15 protein-coding genes and 1 pseudogene are annotated in these 19998 nt (G+C 72.4%); 6 read left to right on the top strand and 10 right to left on the bottom strand.

What is annotated here, in order from left to right; translation table 11 throughout:
• Positions 1-52: 52 nt before the first annotated feature.
• The 6 genes from SM450_RS23240 to SM450_RS23265 are packed head-to-tail and all read right to left on the bottom strand — an operon-like array spanning position 53 to position 7167.
• Positions 53-1822: an IucA/IucC family protein gene (locus tag SM450_RS23240; RefSeq protein ID WP_474621879.1), complete on the bottom strand. Its 1770-nt coding sequence runs from the start codon at positions 1820-1822 to the stop codon at positions 53-55.
• Positions 1819-2388 carry a GNAT family N-acetyltransferase gene (locus SM450_RS23245; protein ID WP_474621880.1) on the bottom strand — a complete coding sequence of 190 codons (570 nt, stop codon included), beginning with the start codon at positions 2386-2388 and terminating at the stop codon, positions 1819-1821. Before SM450_RS23245 ends, SM450_RS23240 begins: the two co-directional genes overlap by 4 nt.
• Complete coding sequence (locus tag SM450_RS23250) at positions 2385-3647, bottom strand: lysine N(6)-hydroxylase/L-ornithine N(5)-oxygenase family protein (protein WP_474621881.1); 1263 nt, start codon at positions 3645-3647, stop codon at positions 2385-2387. The genes SM450_RS23245 and SM450_RS23250 overlap by 4 nt, the downstream gene beginning before the upstream one ends.
• An 8-nt stretch (positions 3648-3655) precedes the next feature.
• On the bottom strand, positions 3656-5161 hold the full coding sequence (locus SM450_RS23255) for a pyridoxal phosphate-dependent decarboxylase family protein (RefSeq protein WP_474621882.1): 1506 nt from the start codon (positions 5159-5161) through the stop codon (positions 3656-3658).
• Positions 5162-5212: 51 nt separating this feature from the next.
• Entirely contained in the window at positions 5213-6457 is a 1245-nt protein-coding gene (locus tag SM450_RS23260; RefSeq protein ID WP_474621883.1) for an MFS transporter, read from the bottom strand.
• Positions 6457-7167, bottom strand: a complete 711-nt coding sequence (locus SM450_RS23265) for a siderophore-interacting protein (protein WP_474621884.1) — start codon at positions 7165-7167, stop codon at positions 6457-6459. Before SM450_RS23265 ends, SM450_RS23260 begins: the two co-directional genes overlap by 1 nt.
• 88 nt (positions 7168-7255) lie before the next feature.
• On the opposite strand from SM450_RS23265, the pseudogene SM450_RS23270 reads away from it, so the two are divergent.
• The 3 genes and pseudogenes from SM450_RS23270 to SM450_RS23280 all read left to right on the top strand — a co-directional run.
• Positions 7256-9502: pseudogene (locus SM450_RS23270) on the top strand (penicillin acylase family protein); the annotation flags it as partial.
• Positions 9503-9505: 3 nt separating this feature from the next.
• Entirely contained in the window at positions 9506-10048 is a 543-nt protein-coding gene (locus SM450_RS23275) for a GNAT family N-acetyltransferase (RefSeq protein ID WP_474621958.1), read from the top strand.
• A 758-nt stretch (positions 10049-10806) separates the two neighbouring features.
• Positions 10807-12036: an epoxide hydrolase family protein gene (locus SM450_RS23280; protein WP_474621885.1), complete on the top strand. Its 1230-nt coding sequence runs from the start codon at positions 10807-10809 to the stop codon at positions 12034-12036.
• A 57-nt stretch (positions 12037-12093) separates the two neighbouring features.
• Here SM450_RS23280 and SM450_RS23285 read toward each other — a convergent pair whose 3' ends face one another.
• The 4 genes from SM450_RS23285 to SM450_RS23300 all read right to left on the bottom strand — a co-directional run bounded on the left by SM450_RS23285 (position 12094) and on the right by SM450_RS23300 (position 16805).
• Positions 12094-12984, bottom strand: a complete 891-nt coding sequence (locus tag SM450_RS23285; RefSeq protein ID WP_474621886.1) for an SGNH/GDSL hydrolase family protein — start codon at positions 12982-12984, stop codon at positions 12094-12096.
• 113 nt (positions 12985-13097) lie between these two features.
• Positions 13098-15335, bottom strand: a complete 2238-nt coding sequence (locus SM450_RS23290) for a ricin-type beta-trefoil lectin domain protein (RefSeq protein ID WP_474621887.1) — start codon at positions 15333-15335, stop codon at positions 13098-13100.
• Positions 15336-15513: 178 nt separating this feature from the next.
• Positions 15514-16659, bottom strand: a complete 1146-nt coding sequence (locus tag SM450_RS23295) for a helix-turn-helix domain-containing protein (protein ID WP_474621888.1) — start codon at positions 16657-16659, stop codon at positions 15514-15516.
• Entirely contained in the window at positions 16656-16805 is a 150-nt protein-coding gene (locus tag SM450_RS23300) for a hypothetical protein (protein ID WP_281588632.1), read from the bottom strand. The genes SM450_RS23295 and SM450_RS23300 overlap by 4 nt, the downstream gene beginning before the upstream one ends.
• Positions 16806-16963: 158 nt before the next feature.
• Between SM450_RS23300 and SM450_RS23305 the strand changes: the two genes are divergently transcribed.
• From SM450_RS23305 to SM450_RS23315, 3 genes are all read left to right on the top strand, one after another.
• On the top strand, positions 16964-17812 hold the full coding sequence (locus tag SM450_RS23305) for a helix-turn-helix domain-containing protein (protein ID WP_474621889.1): 849 nt from the start codon (positions 16964-16966) through the stop codon (positions 17810-17812).
• Positions 17802-17990 carry a DUF397 domain-containing protein gene (locus SM450_RS23310; RefSeq protein ID WP_474621890.1) on the top strand — a complete coding sequence of 63 codons (189 nt, stop codon included), beginning with the start codon at positions 17802-17804 and terminating at the stop codon, positions 17988-17990. The genes SM450_RS23305 and SM450_RS23310 overlap by 11 nt, the downstream gene beginning before the upstream one ends.
• A gap of 842 nt (positions 17991-18832) precedes the next feature.
• Positions 18833-19996, top strand: coding sequence for an ROK family protein (locus SM450_RS23315; RefSeq protein ID WP_474621891.1), 1164 nt, complete (start codon positions 18833-18835; stop codon positions 19994-19996).
• The last annotated feature ends 2 nt before the right edge of the window (positions 19997-19998 follow it).

A 19998-nucleotide genomic window follows, 5' to 3' on the forward strand; every position in this document is an offset into this window, starting at 1 on the left:
CGAGCCTATCCTAAATGTGTGGTTCTGCGAGGTTCCCCGTCGGGGCGTCCGGTCATCGGGGCGGTGCGAACCGGGCCAGCGGGTTGGCGAGCGTGCCGGCGAACTGCAACGCGGCGGACGGGTCGGCCAGGTCCACCATCTGCCTGTTGTTCCTCAGTTGCAGCCGGTTGAGGCAGGACAGCGGGAACTCCGCCGCGAACAGGTCGTGCCGGCGCATCCGGTCGGCCAGGTGCGGCACCGTCGCGGCGTAGCCGGTGGAGCACTCGGCGACGGCGCGCCAGAAGTCGTCCTGGTCGAGCCGGCCCTCGGTGTGCAGGGCGGCGCTCAGGTGCCGCAGGAAACAGTCGAACACGTCGGTGAAGATGGCGAGGATCTTCTCGTCCTCCGGGATCGCCGCCCGGACCCGGCGGACCTGCTCCGGCAGGTCGGCGTCCGGGTTCATCACCACGATCTCCTCGGCGATGTCCTTGAAGATCACCCGTTCCACCACGCCGCCGTCGAGCACCAGGATGACGTTCTCGCCGTGCGGCATGAACGCCAGGTCGTAGGCGTACAGGCTGTGCAGCAGCGGCACCAGGTAGGCGTCCAGGTAGCGGCGCAACCAGGCCGCCGGCGCCAGCCCGGAGGCGTCGATCAGCGCGCCGGCAAGCGGGCGACCCTCGCGGTCGAGGTGCAGCAGCGACGCCATGGTGGCCAGCCGCCGGCCCGGCTCCAGACCCGGCACCGGGCTCTCCCGCCAGAGCGCCGCGAGCATCTTCCGGTACGGGGAGTACCTGTCGGTCGCCGCCTCGTACTGCCGGTGCCGGTAACCGATCGCGGCCCGCTCCCGCAGGATGGTCAGGCCGGCGCGGCGGAACACCGGGTCGCCGTCGATCAGCGCGGCCAACCAGTCGTTGATCGCCGGCGTGGCCTCCATGTACGCGGCGGACAGGCCCCGCATGAAGCCCATGTTCAGCACCGACAGCGCGGTCTTGACGTAGTGCCTGGTCGGGTCGGTGACGTTGAAGAAGGTCCGGATGGACTGCTGGGCCAGGTGGTCGTCCGGCCCCTCGCCGAGGCAGACCAGCCGCCGCGTGGCGACCTCACCGGCGAACGTGACGGCGAGCTTGTTCCACCACTGCCACGGGTGCACCGGGATGAGCAGGTAGTCGGCCGGGTCGAGGCCGAGCCCGGCGAGCGTGGCGGCGAACCGGTCCAGCGTCTCGTCGCCCAACTCGGCGCGGACGAGCGAGTCGTGGTCGAGGTCGGCGGAGGCGGTGAACGTGGCGTGGTCGCGGTGCGCGGCCAGCCAGAGCAGCCGGACCGGGGCGGCGGCCTCCGGGGCGTACCGATGGTAGTCGTGGACGCCGAAGCCGAGCCGGCCGTTGTTCGCCACGAAGCACGGGTGGCCCTCGGTCATCTGCGTCTCGACCGCCTGGAAGTCGGCGGCGGCCAGCTCGGTGGCGGTGACAGGCGGCTTGCCAAGCTTGTACGCGGTGCCGGCGAGGGTGGAGGTGATCTCCTCCAGGTAGACCGGCAGGACCGCGTCGGTGAGGCCGAGCGCGCCGCGCAGCTCCAGGCACAGGTCGACGGCGTCGGGCGGCAGCTCCCCGCCGTCGCGGTGCCGGGTGATGCTCGCGGCGTCGATCTGCCAGTGGTCCAACGCCAGCCGACGCGCGGCGAACCGGTACTCCACCGTGCCGTCGTCGCCGCGCACCACCCACCGCCCGAGCCCGGCCGGCTCGGGGACGATCAGGCGCTCGTGGGCGAACTCGGCGAGCGCCTTGCGGACCAGCAGTCGGTTGGCCGTCGCCCACGCCTCGGGGGTCAGGTGGTCGATCATGCCCGCTGGTCTCCTTCGGTGACGGTCCGGAACCGCTCGCGGGTGCAGACGCTGAGGAGCGCGTCCTTCTCCGGTTTGCGGATCTCGCCGACGACTGTGAAGCCGACGGCGGCGTTGAGCGCGTGCACGGCGGTGTTGCGCACGTCCGGCTCCACCACCACCCGCCGGGTCGCCGGGTCGGCGAACAACCAGGCCATGATCGTGGTGAGGACCGCGCGGGTGAAGCCGTGCGCCGGGGTGTCGGTGGGCGCGCAGAGGAAGTGCATGCCGACGTCGCCGGGGGCCGGGTCGTACAACCCGACCAGCTCGACCCGGGCCGGGTCGTACCGTTCGGCCAGGAACGCCGGCCGGCCGCGCCACGAGCCGAGGTACGCGTCGTGGTGCGGGTGCGCGGCGATCGCCCGGTACTCCCGCGCGACGCCCGCCACGTCGGCGTCGGCCATCAGCCAGAACGCCGCCTTCGGGTGGGTGACCCAGCGGTGCAGCAGCGGCGCGTCGGCGTCGGCGTCAAGCGGGCGCAGCGTGAACTCGCCGAGCCGGTCGTCCAGCCGGGAGAACACGTTCACGAGACCACCCCGAACTCCTGGAACGCGATCGTCTTCTCGATCGGGTAGTGCTCCCGCCCGGTCAGCTCCCGGATGATCCACGAGTTGCGGTACGGGCCCATGCCCAGGTCGGGGGAGGTGATGCTGTGCGTGTGCGTGCCGCCGTTCTGCAGGAACACGCCCCGGCCGGTGTGGTCGACGCTGTAGTTGCGGGCCACGTCGAAGCGGCCGTGGGCGTCGAAGCGGAGCCGGTCGCGCACCGGCGCGAGGAACTCCGGCACCCGGTAGTGGTAGCCGGTGGCAAGCACCAGGCCCTCGGTGTCCAGGGTGAACGCCCGGTCCTGCTCGGTGTGGCGCAGCCCGAGCCGGTAGCGGCCGTCGACGTGCTCGGCGTCGACAAGTTCGGTGTTCGTCAGCAGCCGGGTCGGCGCCGGCCCGTGCAGGCTCTTGGCGTACAGCGTGTCGTAGATGTCGTTGATGAGGTCGGCGTTGATGCCCTTGAACAGCGGCTTCTGTGCCGCCTCCAGCCGGTAGCGGGTCGGCTCGGGCAGGGCGTGGAAGTAGTCCACGTAGTCAGGTGAGGTCATCTCCAGCGTCAGCTTGGTGTATTCCAGCGGGAAGAATCGGGGCGAGCGGGTGACCCACGTGAGCTGGTAGCCGCAACTGTCGATGTCGGCGAGCAGGTCGGCGTAGATCTCGGCGGCGCTCTGGCCGCTGCCGACGACGGTGATGCTGCCCTTGGCGCGCAGCGCCTCCCGGTGTTCCCGGTAGCGGGAGTTGTGGATCAGGTCGCCGCCGAGGCCGGCGCAGGCCGGCGGCAGGTACGGCGGGGTGCCGGTGCCGAGCACCAGGTGCCGGGCCCGGTGGGTGACCGGCCCGTCCGGGGTGTCCGCGTGCACCACGTAGTGGTCGCCGTCGTGTTCGACGCGGGTGACGGCGTGCCGGAAGCGCAGGTTCGGCAGCTTGGCGGCGGCCCAGCGGCAGTAGTCGCTGTATTCGGCGCGCAGCGGGAAGAAGCTCTCCCGGATGTAGAACGGGTAGAGCCGGCCGGTCTCCTTCAGATAGCTGAGGAACGAGTACGGCGAGGTGGGGTCCGCGAGCGTGACCAGGTCGGCGATGAACGGCGTCTGCAACCGGGTCGAGTCGAGCATCATCCCGGGGTGCCAGTCGACGCCGTCGCGGGCCTCCAGGAACAGCCCGTCGAGGTCGTCGAGCGGCGCGGTGAGGCAGGCCAGGCCGAGGTTGTACGGGCCGAGGCCGATCGCGATGAAGTCCGGCATGTCTCTCCTCACCCGACCGGGGACAGCGTGGGGGCGGTCCCGGCGTACCAGGCGGCGTGCTCGGCGATCAGGTCGAGCACGTGGGCGATGTCGTCGAGTGTGGTTTCGGGGTTGAGCAGGGTGAGTTTCAGCCAGTGCGCGCCGTCGACCTTCGTGCCGGCGACGAGCGCCGCGCCGGAGGCGGCGAGGGCCTCGCGGGCGTACAGGTTCGCCTCGTCGACCAGGTTCGGGGCCGCGCCGGGCGGCGCGTACCGGAAGACCACGGTGCTGAGCGCGGACCGGGCCGCCACCTCGAAGCGGCTGTCGGCGTCGAGGTGCCGCCAGGCGTCGGCGGCGAGGTCGACCACCTGGTCGAAGAGCGCGCCGACCGCGTCCGGGCCCATGATCCGCAGGGTCAGCCAGAGTTTGCACGCGTCGAACCGGCGGGTGGTCTGGATGCTCTTGTCGACCTGGTTCGGGATGCCCTGCTCGACCGCGCGGGCCGGGTTGAGGTAGTCGGCGTGCCAGGTGGCGTGCCGCAGCGTGCGGCCGTCGCGCACCAGCAGCGCGCTGGAGCTGACCGGCTGGAAGAACGACTTGTGGTAGTCGACGGTCACCGACGCGGCCCGCTCGATGCCGTCGAGCAGGTGCCGGCGGGTGGGGGAGACCAGCAGCCCGCAGCCGTACGCGGCGTCGACGTGCAGCCAGATCCCGGCGGCGGTGCAGATGTCGGCGATCTCCGGCAGCGGGTCGATGGTGCCGAAGTCGGTGGTGCCGGCGGTGGCGACCACGGCCATCACCACCTGCCCGTCGCGCCGGCAGCGGTCGATGGCGCGGGCCAGCTCGTCGGTGCGCATCCGGCGGCCGGCGTCGGTGGGCACGGTGAGCACCGCGTCGGCGGCCAGGCCGAGCAGCTTGGCGGCCTTCTGCACGCTGAAGTGACCGGCGGCGGAGGTGATGATCCGCAGCCGGGCCAGCACCTCGGGCCGGGCCGGGCGGGTGGCCGCGGCGCCGACCTCCAGGCGGTACGCCTCCTCCCGGGCCAGCAGCATCGCCTGGAGGTTGGACTGGGTGCCGCCGCTTGTAAAGACGCCGTCGGCGGCGGCGCCGAGCCCGATCCGTCCGGCCGTCCACTCGATCAGGCGTCGCTCCATCAGGGTGGCGCCGGCGCTCTGGTCCCAGGTGTCCAGGGAGGAGTTGACGGCGCTGAGCACCACCTCGCCGAGCAGCGCCGGGATGACCACCGGGCAGTTCAGGTGGGCCAGGTAGCGGGGGTGGTGGAAGTACACCGCGTCGCGCAACCAGACGTCGTGCAGCTCGTCGAGGGCGGCGTCGGTGTCGCCGAGCGGCAGGTCCAGGTCGATGCCGCCGATCAGCGGGGCGAGCGCCTCCGGGGTGATGCCGGTGAACGGGCGGTCCGCCTCGCCCGCCCGGCGGGCGACCCGGTCGACGCCGCGCGCCAGCACGTCCCGGTAGCGTCCGAGCGTGTCGGCGTTGAACAGGTGGGCGCGCGCTGCGGTGCCGATCGAACTCATGCGACTTCCCAGTAGTCGTGCGGACAGGGCGGAGATCAGGTTAGGGTAGCCTTACCTAACAATCAAGCCCGGCTCCACCACAGAACCCGGCCGCGGCGCCGGCCCGGACGGCGGGAACCGCCGCTGGTGCGTGACGCCCACCACGACTCCCGCGGCGACAAGCACGAGGGACGCCAGCGCCACCGCCGGATAGCCGAACCGCTCGGCGGCGGCGAGCCCGAGCGAGGCGGCCACGAACGAGCAGACCAGCCCGAACGACGACAACACGGTGAAGTCGGTGCCACCGCTGGCGGGCCGGGAGTAGTCCATGTTGACCGTGTAGAGCACCACGTTGGCGATCGTGTAGGCGACCAGGAAGAAGGACAGCGCGGCGACCGTGCCGCCAAGTGGCGCGCGACCGTTCATCAGCGGCAACAGCGCCACCGTGGACAGTGCCAGGGTGACACCACCGGCGACCAGCACGCCGGCCCGGCCGAACCGGCCGACGCCGATCCCCGCGACCAGCCCGGCCACGATCGCCGGCACGCTCGTCACCACGCCTGTCACCACCCCGATCCGCCCCAGCGACCAGCCGGCGTCGACGAGCGCGGGCGTCACGAGCGCGTACGCCATGCCGGCGCCGACGTAGACGAGCGGCACCACGCCGAACGTCCACCACCGGCAGCCGGGCTGACCGAACACCGACACCAGCGCCCGGTACGCCGCGCCGATCCGGACCGCCCGGTCGGTGCGCTCCGGCTCCCGGAACCGCCACACCACGAGCAGCCCGACCGCGGTCAGCGCGGCCAGCAGGCCGATCGCCGGCGCCCAGCCGAACATGTCGTACACAAGCACGCAGGCCCCGCCGCCGAGCAGGTTGCCCAGATAGCTGGCCGCCACCTGGATGCCGTTGCCGGCGCCCCGGTCGGCGGCGGTCAGCAGCCGCACCGCGACCGCGTCGGCGGCGATGTCCTGGGTGGCGGAGAAGAACACGAACGCGGCGCAGACCGCCACGACCGGGCCGAGCTGGTCGGCCGGGCGGGAGAACGGCAGCAGCGCCAGCAGTGTCAGCACCAGCGCGGTCTGCAACACCAGCAGCCAGGACCGGTAGTGGCCGCGGTGCCGGGAGCCGTACCGGTCCAGGATCGGCGCCCAGAGGAACTTGATCGGCCAGATCAGGCCGACGACCTGCACCAGCGCGAGCGTGTCGAGCGAGGTGCCGCCGTCACGCAGGATGGCGGTCAGCCCGACGGTGATGAAGCCGACCCCGAGATACTGCGTGACGTAGAGCGCGGTGAGCGTGCCGAGCCGCCCCATCAGGTGGCCCGCCAGTAGCCGAGCGAGGTGAGCTGGTGCTTGCCGACGCCGAGCGTGCGCCGCAGGTGCCGGGTGAGGTCGCGGGTGCTTGCGGCCTCGCAGGCCACCCAGTAGTGCGCGGACCCGGCGGCGGGCAGCGCCGCTTGGACCGTGTCGACCAGGTGCCGCCCGCCGTCGCGCCGCGGCACCCAGGTCACGTCGTGGTGGGCGCGGGCGCGCGGGGTCAGCGCCTTCTCGCCCTCGTGCGCGTACTCCAACCAGACCGTCGCCGGGATGTCGGCGCCCGCGTCGAGGAGGCTGTTGACCGCCGGCAGCGACGCGGCGTCGCCGACCAGGTAGAGATGTTCCGGGGCCGGGTCGGGGAGCTGGAACGCGCTGCCCTGCATGGTCGCGTCGATGGTGTCGCCGACCTGGGCGGCGGTGGCCCAGTTGGCGGCGCAGCCGTCGTGCAGCGCGAACTCCAGCGTGAACCGTCCGGTCGCCGGATCCGGGTCGACGAGCGTGTACGCGCGCTGGTGCGCCCGCCCGCCGTTGTCGAACCAGAGCCGGATCCACATGGTGGGGTGCGTGTCGCACGCCGTCAGCAGGCCGCCGTCGTCGAGGAGTAGTCGCTGGTAGTGCCCGTCGACCGACTCGGTGCCCAGCACGGTGAGCCGGAAGTCCCGGCCCCCCATGGCCTTCAGCACCAGGCCCTCCCAGTTCCGTTTCACGAACCCCTCCAGGTAAGGTCGACCTCAGTTAGGGGAGGGTAACCTAAGTGTCTAGTCGAGGGAACGGCCGTCCGGTCGGGCCGGGCCGGTGACGCGCGTCGATCGCGACCGGTGGGGCGTGCCCCAACTCTGGGCCGACGACGCCGACGCGCTCGCCCGCCTCCAGGGCCGCGTCGCCGCCCTGGACCGGGCGTGGCAGATCTGCGTGGAACGGTGGCGTGCCGAAGGCCGGCTGGCCGCCCGGATCGGCCCCGCCGAGCTGGCGTGGGACCGCTTCGCCAGGCGGGCCCGACTTGACGACACCGCCCGGCGCTGCCACGAACGACTCGATCCAGACACCCGCAGGTGGGTCGAGGCGTACGTCGACGGCGTCAACTCCGGCCTCGCCGAGGGCGCCGCCGCCGCACCCGAGTTCGCCGCCACCGGCAGCGCCCCCGAACCCTGGCAGCCGTGGACCCCGCTGGGCGTCTTCCTCGTCCAGCACGTGCTCTTCTCCACCTTCCCGAACAAGCTCTGGCACGCGCACGTCGCCCGCACGCTCGGCCCCGAGGCGGTCGGCCTGTTCGCCGTGGAGGGGCCGGCGTCGTCGGGCAGCAACGCCTGGGCGCTGCCCGCCGACCCGGCCACCGGACGCGGCCCGGTGCTCGCCGGCGACCCGCACCGGCTGCTCGAACTACCCGGCATCTACCAGCAGATCCGGCTGGCCTGCCCGGAGTTCGACGTGGTCGGGCTCGCCTTCCCCGGCGTGCCCGGCCTGCCGCACTTCGGCCACACCGGGCACGTGGCGTGGGCCGTCACCAACGCGATGGCCGACTACCAGGACCTCTACCGCGAGCAGCTCCGCCGCGACGGCGAGCGGGTGCTGGTGCGGGACCCGGACGGGTGGACACCAGTCGCCCGCCACGTCGAGACGATCGAGGTGCGCGGCGGCGCACCGGAAACCGTCGAGATCATCGAGACGCCGCGCGGCCCGGTGATCGACCACGACCGGGTCACCGGCGAGGCGATCAGCCTGCGGACGCCGAGCCGGGTCGAGGCCCGCCTCGGCTTCGAGGCATTGTTGCCGCTGCTGCGCGCCCGCCGGGCCGGCGACGTCGCCGACGCCCTGCGCGGCTGGGTCGAGCCCGTCAACAGCGTGCTCGCCGCCGACACCGGGGGCGCGGTCCGCCGCCTGGTCGCCGGCCTGGTCCCGGTACGCGACGAGCGGTGCCGCCGGGAGCCGGTGCCCGGTTGGGAGCCGCGACACCACTGGCGTGGCGACCACCTGCCGATGGTGGACGAGACCGTGTCGGGCGGTGACGGTCGCGCGGGGCGGGCGTTCGGCGGCTCCGCCGATGGCGGCGCGGGCCCGGCGTTCGGCGGCGCTGCCGATGGTCGCGCGGGGCGGGCGCTCGGCGGCGTCGCGGTCTGCGCCAACGACAGGCGCGCGGATGTCGCCGCACACGGGGGCGACTTCGCGCCGCCGCACCGCGCCCGGCGGATCCGCGCCCTGCTCGCCGACGGCGTCGAGTCGTCAGGCGTGCACACCGACGCCCGACTCCCGGCGACACCGACGTACCTGCTGCTGCGCCGGCTCGACCCGGCCCGGCTCGACGCGCCGGCCCGCGCGCTGCGCGACCGGCTGCTGGCCTGGGACCGGGAGATGGCGGCCGACTCGGCCGAGGCCGGCGCGTACGCGGCCTGGCGGGCCGCGCTCGCCCGCCGGCTGGCCGCCCACCCGTCGCTGCGGGCGCTGCACCAACCGTCCGGGTACGACGAGCTGTTCACCCCCTGGACCGACCCGGCGACCCGGATCGGCCTGGCCCTGGACCATCTCGTCGACGGGCCGCCCGCCCTCGGCGGCGGCCACGTGTCGCCCGGGGACGCCGCGTCCGGCGTCGGTCCTGCGTCGTCCCGGGTTGACGCGTCCGTCGGCGCGTCGCCCAGGGCCCTTGGCGTCGACGTCGTGCCGCTCGCCGCCGGGGCGTTGACCGAGGTGGCCGCCGGGCCGACGCCCGAGCCATGGGGCCGGCGGCACGTGCTGCATCCGGTGCACCTGGGCGTGGTCGCCTCGACCGCTGATGCGGTGCACGCGATGCGGGAGCGGGTGGCGCTCACCGGTGACACCGACTGCGTTCTCGCCACCGCCAGCGTGCCGGGTGTCTCCGACGCCTGTTGGCGCGGCCCGGTCGCCCGCTATGTGTGGGACCTGGCCGACCGGGCGGCCAGCCGCTGGATCGTCCCGTTCGGCGCGTCCGGGCGGCCCGGCGACGCGCACTTCACCGACCAGTTCACCCACTGGGCCGCCGGGACGCTGATCCTGGTGCCCACCGGCCCTCTCGCAAAGGACGACACCATCGTGATCCCCCTGGAACGGACTCCCCTCGGCGAGCTGGCGTTGGCGCCGGTCCGCCCCGACCGGCACGCCGAGCTGCTGCACAGTTGGGTCACGCTGCCCCGCAACACGTTCTGGGGGATGGGGTCGCACACCCTCGACGAGGTACGCGAGGTCTATACGTTCCTGGACGGGCTGGACACCCATCACGCGTACCTGATCCTGCTCGACGGCGAACCGATCGGGCTGTTCCAGACCTACCGCCCGGAGGCGGACCCGGTGGGGGAGCGGTACCCGGTCCAGCCCGGCGACGTGGGGATGCACCTGCTGTTGAATCCACCCCGGCGGTACGCGCGCGGCCTGACCGCCGCCGTCGCTCCGGCGCTGGCCCGCTTCCTGCTGCGGGACCCGGCGGCGCGGCGCATCGTGGTCGAGCCGGACGTCCGCAACGAGGCGGCGCTGCGTCGACTGCGGACGGAGGGTTTCACGTTCGCCGACGAGATCGACATGCCGGAGAAGCGCGCCCAGTTGGCGTTCCTCACCCGCGAGCGCTTCGAGGCCCCCTGACCGACGCCGATCCGGCGAGCGCGTCGCCTCGATCCACTCCACTCCGGCGAGGTGGTGCCATCCCGGCCGGTCCGACCCCGCCACCTCACCGAGCTGGTGTTGATCAGCGGTGGTCAGCCCTGTTCGTCGCCGTCGGTCGGGCGGGGCGGGCGGTGGTGCCGGGCCCACTCGTCCACCTCGTCCGCGTCCCAGACGTTCATGCCGATCAGCCGGGCGAGCGGCTCGGGAAACCCGGGACGGCGGGTGATCTGGAGGACGGGTTGGGGTGGAGTGGTTCGCGGGCCCCGTGCCGCTGGAGGCGACGCCCGGCGGGATGGGGCGCCGTCCGCGAACCCGACCCGTCCCGGGAGGTCAGACGTGCAGCGTCATGCCCCGCTCAAGCCCCTCTGGATCTGCACCGCGTGCGCCCACCCCTGGCCGTGCGGCGAGGCCCGGGCCGAGTTGGCCGCCGACTACACCGGCGGGGTGAGGTGGCTGGCCGTGGACATGGCCGGGCTGCTGGCCGAGGCAACCGCCGACCTGACCCGGCTGTGCCCGAACCCGCCGGACCCGGCGGCGCTCCACGACCGGTTCCTCGGCTGCGTCCGGCGTCTCGCGGTAACGCGACGACACCCGCCGTCTGAAGATCTTGGAGGCGGATGGCCCCTCCAGGGGCACTTTGCTTCCAAGATCTCCGCCGGAGGCCGGCGGCAGGGGCGGTTCAGGTGGTGCTGGGCGGGAAAGCGGCAGCCTACGCGCGAACCGAGGAGGGGAGTTCCGTGGCCGTCAAGACCATGACGCGGACCCACACCACCACCGACATCCGCCCGTTCCGGGTCGAGGTGCCCGAAGCGGACCTCGCCGACCTGCGGGCGCGGATCGCGGCGACCCGCTGGCCCGAGCGGGAGACCGTGGACGACCAGTCGCAGGGCGTGCCGCTGGAGACCAGCCAGGCGCTCGCCCGCTACTGGGAGAAGGAGTACGACTGGCGCACGGTCGAGGCGCGGTTGAACGATCTGCCGAACTTCGTCACCGAGATCGACGGTTTGGACATCCACTTCATCCATGTCCGGTCCCGGCACGACGACGCCCTGCCGTTGATCGTCACGCACGGCTGGCCGGGCTCGGTGATCGAGCAACTGAAGATCATCAGGCCGCTCACCGACCCGACGGCGCACGGCGGGAGCGAGTCGGACGCGTTCCACCTGGTGATCCCGTCGATGCCCGGCTACGGCTTCTCCGCCAAGCCGGACGCGCCCGGTTGGGACCCGGAGCACATCGCGCGCGCCTGGACCGAGTTGATGCGGCGGCTCGGCTACGACCGGTTCGTGGCGCAGGGCGGTGACTGGGGCGCGCTCATCACCGACATGCTCGGCGTGCAGGCGCCGCCGGAGCTGGCCGGCATCCACACGAACATGCCCTGCGTGGTGCCGCCCGACATCGACGCGCTGTTGCAGAGCGGCATCACCGGGGTGAACAACCCGTTGGTCGAGCTGCCGGCCGGGCTCTCCGACGAGGAACGGGCGGCGTGCGAGCGGATCGACTTCTTCTGGAAGCACTCCGCGTACGCGCTCGTCATGACCACCCGCCCGGAGACGCTCACCGCGCTCGCCGACTCGCCGGTCGGGTTGGCGTCGTTCATGCTCGACCACGACGCGGCAAGCCTGGACCTGATCCGCGCCGCGTTCGCCGGCCGGCCCGGCGGCCTGAGCCGCAACGACATCCTGGACAACGTGACGCTCTACTGGCTCACCAACACGGGCGTGTCGTCGGCCCGCCTCTACGCGCAGAACAAGCTGTCCTTCTTCGCCGCGAAGGGGGTGCGGGTGCCGGCCGCGGTCAGCCAGTTCCCGGACGAGATCCTGCTGGCGCCGCGGAGTTGGGCCGAGCGGGCGTACCCGAATCTGATCCACTACCGCAAGGTGGAGCGGGGCGGGCACTTCGCCGCCTGGGAGCAGCCGCAGTTGTTCGCGCAGGAGATGCGGGACGCCTTCCGGTCGCTGCGCTGAGCCGGCCGTGAGCCCGGCCCCGCCACGCGACGGGACCGGGCTCAGGACCGGATGCGCTCAGTTCAGGTGCGCCAGCAGGGCGGTGGCCATGCCCTGCTCACCCCGGGCGTTGGGGTGGAACGGGGCGGCCGAGTTCTGCGGCACCAACCCCTCGACCCAGCGGGTGCCGCTGCTCTTGCACGGGTCCCGCCCGATCGACGGCGTGTAGACGTCGGCGTAGCTCGCGCCGTTCGCCGCCGCGGTGTCGGACAGCATCGTGTTCAGCGCCTTGGCGACGCCGCGCAGGTAGGGCACGTCCTGGTAGGCGATCGGCACCACCGGCCAGCAGCCGTACCCGCTGTCCGGCACGATCGCCGGGTAGCCGAGCACCACGACCCGCGCGTTCGGCGCGGCCTGCCGCACCGACCGCAGCACCGTGGTCACCTTCGGCGCGGCGGCGGCGATCCGGGCCCGGAGCTGGTCGGTGCCGCCGGCGGTGTACCGGTCCTTGCAGGGCGAGCCGAGCGGGCTGCTGACGCTGTCCTCGGCGCAGTTGCTGATGATTCCGGAGAACCCGATGTCGTTGCCGCCGATCTGCACCGTGACCAGCGCCGTGGTCGAGGTGACTGCGTTGAGCTGCGGTGGCAGTTTGATGCCGAGTTGCCCGCTCCCGCCGTACAGGATGTCGTCGGTGGTGGCGCCGGAGCAGCTCACGTCCGCCAACGACGACGAGCCGGCGGACGCGGCGACCAGGGACGGATAGTTGCGGTTGGACCGCAGGCAGTTCAGGTCGACCTGGGTGGGGATGAGCGGGCCGGCGGTGTACGAGTCGCCGAGCGCCACGTACCGCCCGGAGGGCACGGCGGCGTGCGCGGGTGCGGTGACGGCGAGCAGCACGCCGGCGGTGGCCGCGGCGAGCGCGGCCAGTCGTGCGGCCGTACGCGCGAACGGCAGGCGGGGACGGTTCATGGCGCCCTCCCGGAGCGGGATCATGGGGGTGGTGGTGCCGAGAGTCTGTCCCCACCTGCGACGTTCGTCAATATAGATGCGCCTCACTAAATGGGGGTGCGGTGTGTGGGTGGTCAGGGCCCGCTGACGAGGCTCGTCACCTGGTGACCGCTGTCGACCTGCGCGCCGGTGTCGTTGATGACGTGACTGATCGTGCCGACCCCACCGAGCGAGACCGTCACCATGTCGCGGAACCGCACACCGGACTTCACCGGCACCTCGAACGCCCGCGCGTTCACCACCTGCGGGTTGACGTTGAAGAAGCAGTAGCTGCCCAACCCCCACGCCTGGTGGTTGGTCACCGAGTCCGCCACCTTGTACGCCGCCCAGCCCCGGGTCGAGCCGTTCATGTACGCGGCCTGGTTCGGCGGGTCGTAGGGCATCTCGTTCTGATAGAAGTAGGTCCGCCCGTTCTCGCCGTTCCAGATGGTCTGGTACTGCTGGTAGTGCTCGACGAAGAGGCCGTAGAACGTGACGTCGTCGCCCTCCACGACCAGCCCGTTGCGGGCGGGGTTGACGGCCCAGCCGTACGTGCCGTCCCGGCCGTGATCGGCCCGCCAGATCCAGGCGTGGTCACCGATCACGTCGTCGCTGTTGATCTGCACGCTCACGGTTGCCCGGCCGGCGATCGCGCCACCGATGCGGACGAACACGTCCGACAGCACGGTCGGGTCGGCGGCGTGGTCGGCGTTCGACCCGGGCGGCCCGACCTGGAGCAGCACGTTCGAGTTCGTGGTGCCGGCGTCGAAGAGCACGCCGGCGAGCCGTACCCCGTCCACGTCCGCGACGGTCATCGCGGTGACGCCGCCCCGCGGCACGAACGTGGCCAGGCCCAGCCCGAGCACGACGGTGCCGGGCCGGGTCACGTTGAGCGTCTGGTCGAGCTGGTAGACGCCGGGGGTGACGAGCAGGTGCCGGCCGGTGGCAAGCGCCGCGTTCATGCTCGCCGCGGTGTCGCCGGGGCGCACGATCTGGAACTGGCTCAGCGAGATCGACCGGCCGGCCGGGTTGCCGGCGGCCCAACTGGTGCCGGCCGTGTCGGTGCGCTTCGCCGGGACGAACACCCGGTACCCGCCGGCCGCGTCCACGTACAGGTAGGGCTTCTCGGCCACCACCGGCGCGGCGCCGACAGTGGTGTACGGCGGGTTCGGGAAGCTGTTGCCCGGCGCGCCCTGCACGCCCACGAAGACCTGGTTCCAGTTGGAGCCGGTCCAACTGCCGATCTGCGAGCTGCGGGTGATCCACTGCTGCTGCGACCCGGACTGGATCTGCCCGTCCACCTTCGTGTCGGAGATCCAACCCCCGGAGGACCAGCCGCCGTCGGAGAGCGCCAGGTTGCCGCGCACGTGCATCCGGCGGTACGGCGCGGCCTGCGACACCGACCACCGTTCCAGCCCGCCGGTCGGGTTGACGGTCAACCCCTCCGCCGAGCGCCAGAAGTTCTGGGTGGCGTTCTGCGAGCCGTCCGGCCACCAGTCGGCCTCCACGTGCACCCGGCCGTTGACGGTGGTCTGACCCGGCGTGAGGCCCAGGCCGGCGACCTGGGTGAAGAAGCCGACGTTGGCGTCCACCGCGTAGGTGCCGGGCTTGAACAGCAGCGCGTACCTGGCGTCGCCGAACTGGTTGGTCTCCTGCTGGGCGAAGACCGCGTTCAGCCGGTTCTGGATGGTCGAGGCCGGCATCGACGGGTCGAAGACGCTGACGTTGGGGCCGAGGTCCGGGTTGGTCACGGGCGTGTCCGAGGGTGGGGGCGTGGTGGGGGTCGTCGTCGGCGGCGGGGTGGTCGGGGTGGCGCCGCCGCTGAGGGTCCACTTCTGGTTGGCCGCGCCGGTGCACGACCAGATCTGTGTGGTCGCGCCGTCGGCCTGGTTGTTGTCGCGGATGTCCAGGCACTTTCCGGACGCGGTGTTCACCAGGTCGCCGGCGGCGGTGAGCGTCCACTTCTGCGTGGCCACCGTGGCGTAGCAGGTCCAGATGTGCACGGCGGCGCCGTTGGCGGTGGCGTTGTTCGCCACGTCGAGGCACTTGCCCTGGGACCTGACGGAGCCGTCGTCGCCGAGCGTCCACTTCTGACTGGCGACGGTGGCATAGCAGGTCCACATGTGCACGGTCGCGCCGTCGGCGGTGGAGTTGTTCGCCACGTCCAGGCACTTGCCGTTCGCGGCGCTCACCAGCGAGCCGGTGCTTGCCGCGTACGCCTCGGTCGGGGCGAGGGCGGCGACCGCGCCGACCGCGCCGAGCACGGCGGCGGTCGCGCCGCACGCCGCGAGCCGCACGGGCCATCGTCGGTACGCCGCTCCGAATCGCATCATTTCGGGCACCTTTCGTCGCCGGCACGCAGCGGGCGGCAGGCGTGCCGGAGGAGGGGGAGGTGGGGGGAGTCCCTACCCTCAGGTAACCGTGTGCGAGTGACCGCAGTCAATGAATTCGCACGGTTCCGGAACTCGGTACACGTTCGGTCACCAACGCGCGACGGTGTGGTCCGGGGGGTCAGCGGGCCAGGCCGACCAGGGCCGCGAGCCGGGCCACGTCGGCCGCCGCCGGGTCGCGCGGGGCGATCCCGGCGAGCAGGGTACGCGCGACCGGCCGGCACCTGACCTCGGCCGGCGCGATCCGGTCGGCGTCGACGAGCGCCTGCCCGGCGGCGGTGAGGTCGCCGGCCTGGAGATGCGCGCGGGCGGCGTCGATCAGGTGGGCGGCCCGGTGCTCGGCGGGAAGTCGACGCCACCCGTCGGTGCGGACGGCATGCTCGTGCCGGCGCACCGCCTCGGCGTGCTCGCCGAGCGCGAGCGCGGCGAGGAAGCGGGCCAGCAGCACGACTGTGGGGCCGAACGCGGTGTGGTGCGGGTCGTCGCCGGCCGTACCCCGATCGGCAAGCGCGGCGGCCCGGCCGAGCAGGTCGTCGGCGTCGCGGTGGTCGCCACCACCGGCAGCGGCTACGGCGGCCTGGACGAGCAGCGTTCCGCGTACCCCTGGGTCGGTGGCGGTGTCGACGGCCGCGAGGGCGGCGGTGCGGGCGAGGTGGTCGCGGCCCAGGGCGCGCAGCGCCTCGGCGACGACGATGGTCGCGGCGGCCGTGCGAGCCGGATCCCCGGCGGCGGCGACGGCCCGGTCGGCGGCCAGCCAGGCGAGGTCGGCCTCGCCGAGCTTGACGAGCACCGAGGCGGTGATCCGGTACGCCGGTGGCAGCAGGTCCGGGGTGCCGTGGGCGGCGTCCAGCAGGCCGGGCAACGCGCGCAGAAGCTGGGCGTAGTGGGCATGCTGGTAGGTCAGCCAGGCGTGCGCGACGTGCCGTTGGACCGTGTCCGGCGGCGCCGTCGGCCCGGCCGGGCGGTGGTAGCGGGCGAGCGCGGCGCGGACCGCCTCCACGCCGTCCAACCCGGACGCCGCAGTCGGCGCGGGCCGGCGCGGATCGAGCAGGACCGCCGGGTCCACGCGGAGCACCTCGGCGATCTCCTGGATCACCGAGTAGCGGTCGAGGGCACGCACGCCGCGTTCGACCTTGTCGACCCAGCTCTTCGACTTGCCGAGCCGGTCGGCGAGCATCTGCTGGGTCATCCGCCGGCGCGCACGCCAGCGGGCCACCCGCCGCCCGATCGGCGCCTCGTCGGTGTCCCGCAGCCGCTGGGCGGTCACCGCTGCCGCTCCACGGGTGGGCGCATGGCCTCGGTGGACTGTCCACAGCGCGGACACCAGCGGGACTTCACCCGGAACGCGAGCAGCCCGAGCAGGAAACCCGGCACCAGCCCACCGAACACCACCGACACGGCGTGGGAGACCACGAGCGCTCACCTCCGGAGATCGTGATGACGTTCTGTAGTGTGCGCTTCACAGCCTCTCGCATCACATGATGCAATACAAGCTTCCGTGCATGATCGACACAGAAACGCACGTGCGGCGTGCTATGTGAGCGGAGGCTCAGGGGTGCAGAATCGATGACATGCCTCGATTCACGCCCGCGACACCGCGCTCCCGCAGACTCGGCCGGGAACTCCGCAAGCTCCGCGAAGCCAGCGGTCTGACCGGTGAGGCGACGGCCGACATCGTTCGCTGCTCACCTTCTCGGATCAGTCGGATCGAGTCCGGCGAGATCAGGCCCCGCGTCGGTGACGTGATGGAGCTGCTTGTCGCGTATGGCATCAAGATTGACCAGGAGCCCGGCATCGCCCTGCTGGAGCAGGCGCGGGGGCTGCGCGAGGACGGCTGGTGGCAGCGCCTGGGCGGCAAGTACGCGACCTACATCGCCTACGAGACGGAGGCCGCCGAACTCAAGAACTTCGAGCCGATGCTGGTGCCCGGTCTACTCCAGACCGAGCGCTACGCCCGCGAGGTCAACGTCATCGGCCGGGAGGCCGACCCGGAGACGGTCGAGGAGCGGGTTGCCGCCCGGATGACCCGTCAGGAGGTGCTGCGCCGGAAGCCGAGGCCGCTGCGGATGCACGCGATCCTTTCCGAGGCGTCCCTGCGGACCGAGGTCGGCGGCCCGGACGTGCTGCGGGAACAGCTCGACCACCTGGTCAAGGTGAGCCGCCTGCCGAACGTCACGATCCAGGTGCTGCGCTTCGAGGCCGGCGCGCACCTGGCGGATAGCAGCGGCTTCGCGCTGCTCACCTTCGAGCAGGACGATCCGCCGTTGGGCTACATCGAGACGTTGGCGGGGGAGTTGTTCCTTGAGGCGAGCCGCGACCTGGCGCGGCTGTCGGCGGCGTACGACAATCTGAGGACGCTGGCGCGGTCGCCGGCTGAGTCGGTGACGTTCATCAAGGAGTTGAGCAAGCATGGAACGTGACGCCTGGCGCAAGTCGAGCCGCTCCGGGAGCAACGGCCAGTGCGTCGAGGTGCGGGGCCGGGGCGTCGTGGTCGACGTGCGCGACTCCAAGGCCCCCACGACAGGGATGTTGAGCTTCGACACCGCGGCCTGGGGTGCGTTCGTCGACAACCTGAAGCTGCGAGACGAACGTCCCTAGCCTGACCACTACCTGCCGTCCTGTCGATCAACTACTTGACGCCGGTGCCGTGATCGCCGAGCCATGACCCGCTCAGCGGCTGCTCGTGCTAGTCCAGCACGCACGGAAGGTGCGCTCGCCGATGCCGCGCATCAGCGGGTTGTCCGCCGAAGTCGATCAGGACCAGGAGTTTCTCACCAAGCCGGCACACGAGGTTGTCCCAGCCGTTGGCCAGGACCTCGATCGACAGGTCCGCCAGGTCGGGGTGCTGCCCGCGGGCGAGAGCATTCGAGATCTTGGTACGAAAAGGCCCCTCCAGGGGCCTTTTCGTACCAAGATCTACCGCTGTCCTATTGGGTGGAACGCAAGTCCCGAGGGGCGGGAGAGCCGGCCCTGATCGACTCCACTTCGCCGAGGTGGCGAGGTGAAGCCATGGGGGGATAACGCCACTTCGGGGGAGTGGAGTCGATCAACCTGCTTGCCGGTGACCGTGGGCCGGGGTCGACGGCGTGAGTCGTTCAGCTCTGAATGCGGCTGGAGCCAGGGGTGTCGCCGCTGCGGGCAGGCACCCTCCCGCCCGACTCCGCCTCCGCCTCCGCCCAGACTCCGCCTCCGGTCGAACTCGCCGACCCTCCACAATGGCAAGCTGATCCGGGTGCCGGGGCTGATGCGCCGGGCTGCATTCTTTCGCTAACCGAACTAAAGGCGGGTCAAGCGCGATGCCGAAGCAGTGGCACCGGCGGACCCGACCGCTCCCGGGTGCCCGAAAGAGCGCCGTATGACCAGCTCAAGCGCGCCCGTGCCGGTCTTGCGAGACCAGATCGTGACTTGACGCAATAGTTCGTTCGCCGTAGGAAGGAAGTGTGACAGAAGTGGTGACCCCACCGACGAGCCCGGTGAGCCGAGAGCGGTCGAAGGAGATCAAGCGCAGCAGCGTGATCTCCGCCGCCCGCTCGGCCCGGGTGCTGTCCCGTGCCGAGCTGACCGAGCTGACCGGGCTGAGCCCCGCCACGCTCACCCCGCTGGTGCGGGACCTGATCGCCGAGGGCTACCTGATCGAGCGCGGACCCGGCGCCTCCCGCGCCGGCCGCCCCCGCGCCATCCTGGAGTTCAACCCCCGTGCCGAGCTGGTCGCCGCCGTCGCGCTGGAGCCGGCCCGGATAAGCTGCGAGATCGCCGACAGCGACGGCGCCGTGATCGGCCACCGCACGGTGCGGCGTACCGGCGACATCGTCGACCTGATCTGCACCGCCGTGCCGGAACTTGCCGGCGCGGGGCTGCCCGCGCTGCGCGGCGTGGCCATCGCCGCGCCGGGCGTCTCCACCGGCGGCGCGGTCCGGCTCGCCCCCTCCGTCGGGCTGGTCGAGGCGCGTCCGGTGGGGGAGTCGGTCCAGCGGCGGCTCGGCGTGCCTGTGGTGATCGACAACGACGTGAACCTGATGGCCGCCGGTGAGCACTCCGCAGGCGCCGGGACCGACGTGGCCGACCTGCTCCTGCTGCACGTCGCCGACGGCATCGGCGCCGGCCTGGTGCTCGACGGGCAGGTCCGCCGGGGCTCCGGCGGCGCGGCCGGCGAGGTGGGCTTCCTGCCGCTCGACCCGGCCGACCGGGCGCACGACGGCATCGGGCCGTTCGAGGCCCGCTGGTCGGCCGGCGCGATCGCCGAGCGGGTGGTGGCCCTCGCGCCGGGACGCCGGCCGTCCGCGCCGGTGCGGGCGCTCGTGGAACTGGCCGCCACCGACGAGCGCGCCGCCGCCTACCTGGCCGAGGTGCTCGCCGCCTGGGCCCGGCTCATCGTCTCCTGCGCCTGCGTGGTCGACCCCGGGCGGGTGCTGCTCAGCGGCGCCGCGGCCGACCTCGACGACGACGCCGTGGAGCGGCTCCAGGCGCTCGTGTCCCTCGGCGCGCCCAGCCCGACCGAGGTCCGTCGCGCGGTCCTCGGTGACCAGGCGGTGCTGCACGGTGCGATCAGTTACGCGCTCTCCGCCGCCGCGTCCGGTTTGTCCACTCTGCTACCCGCCCCCTGACC

It is taken from the genome of Micromonospora marincola, assembly GCF_056150385.1.

Excerpts from the sequence above, each read along its gene's own strand:
- SM450_RS23240 (WP_474621879.1), bottom strand. The coding sequence starts at position 1,822 with ATGATCGACCACCTGACCCCCGAGGCGTGGGCGACGGCCAACCGACTG.
- SM450_RS23250 (WP_474621881.1), bottom strand. The coding sequence starts at position 3,647 with ATGCCGGACTTCATCGCGATCGGCCTCGGCCCGTACAACCTCGGCCTG.
- SM450_RS23255 (WP_474621882.1), bottom strand. The coding sequence starts at position 5,161 with ATGAGTTCGATCGGCACCGCAGCGCGCGCCCACCTGTTCAACGCCGAC.
- SM450_RS23260 (WP_474621883.1), bottom strand. The coding sequence starts at position 6,457 with ATGGGGCGGCTCGGCACGCTCACCGCGCTCTACGTCACGCAGTATCTC.
- SM450_RS23285 (WP_474621886.1), bottom strand. The coding sequence starts at position 12,984 with ATGAACCGTCCCCGCCTGCCGTTCGCGCGTACGGCCGCACGACTGGCC.
- SM450_RS23290 (WP_474621887.1), bottom strand. The coding sequence starts at position 15,335 with ATGATGCGATTCGGAGCGGCGTACCGACGATGGCCCGTGCGGCTCGCG.
- SM450_RS23305 (WP_474621889.1), top strand. The coding sequence starts at position 16,964 with ATGCCTCGATTCACGCCCGCGACACCGCGCTCCCGCAGACTCGGCCGG.
- SM450_RS23310 (WP_474621890.1), top strand. The coding sequence starts at position 17,802 with ATGGAACGTGACGCCTGGCGCAAGTCGAGCCGCTCCGGGAGCAACGGC.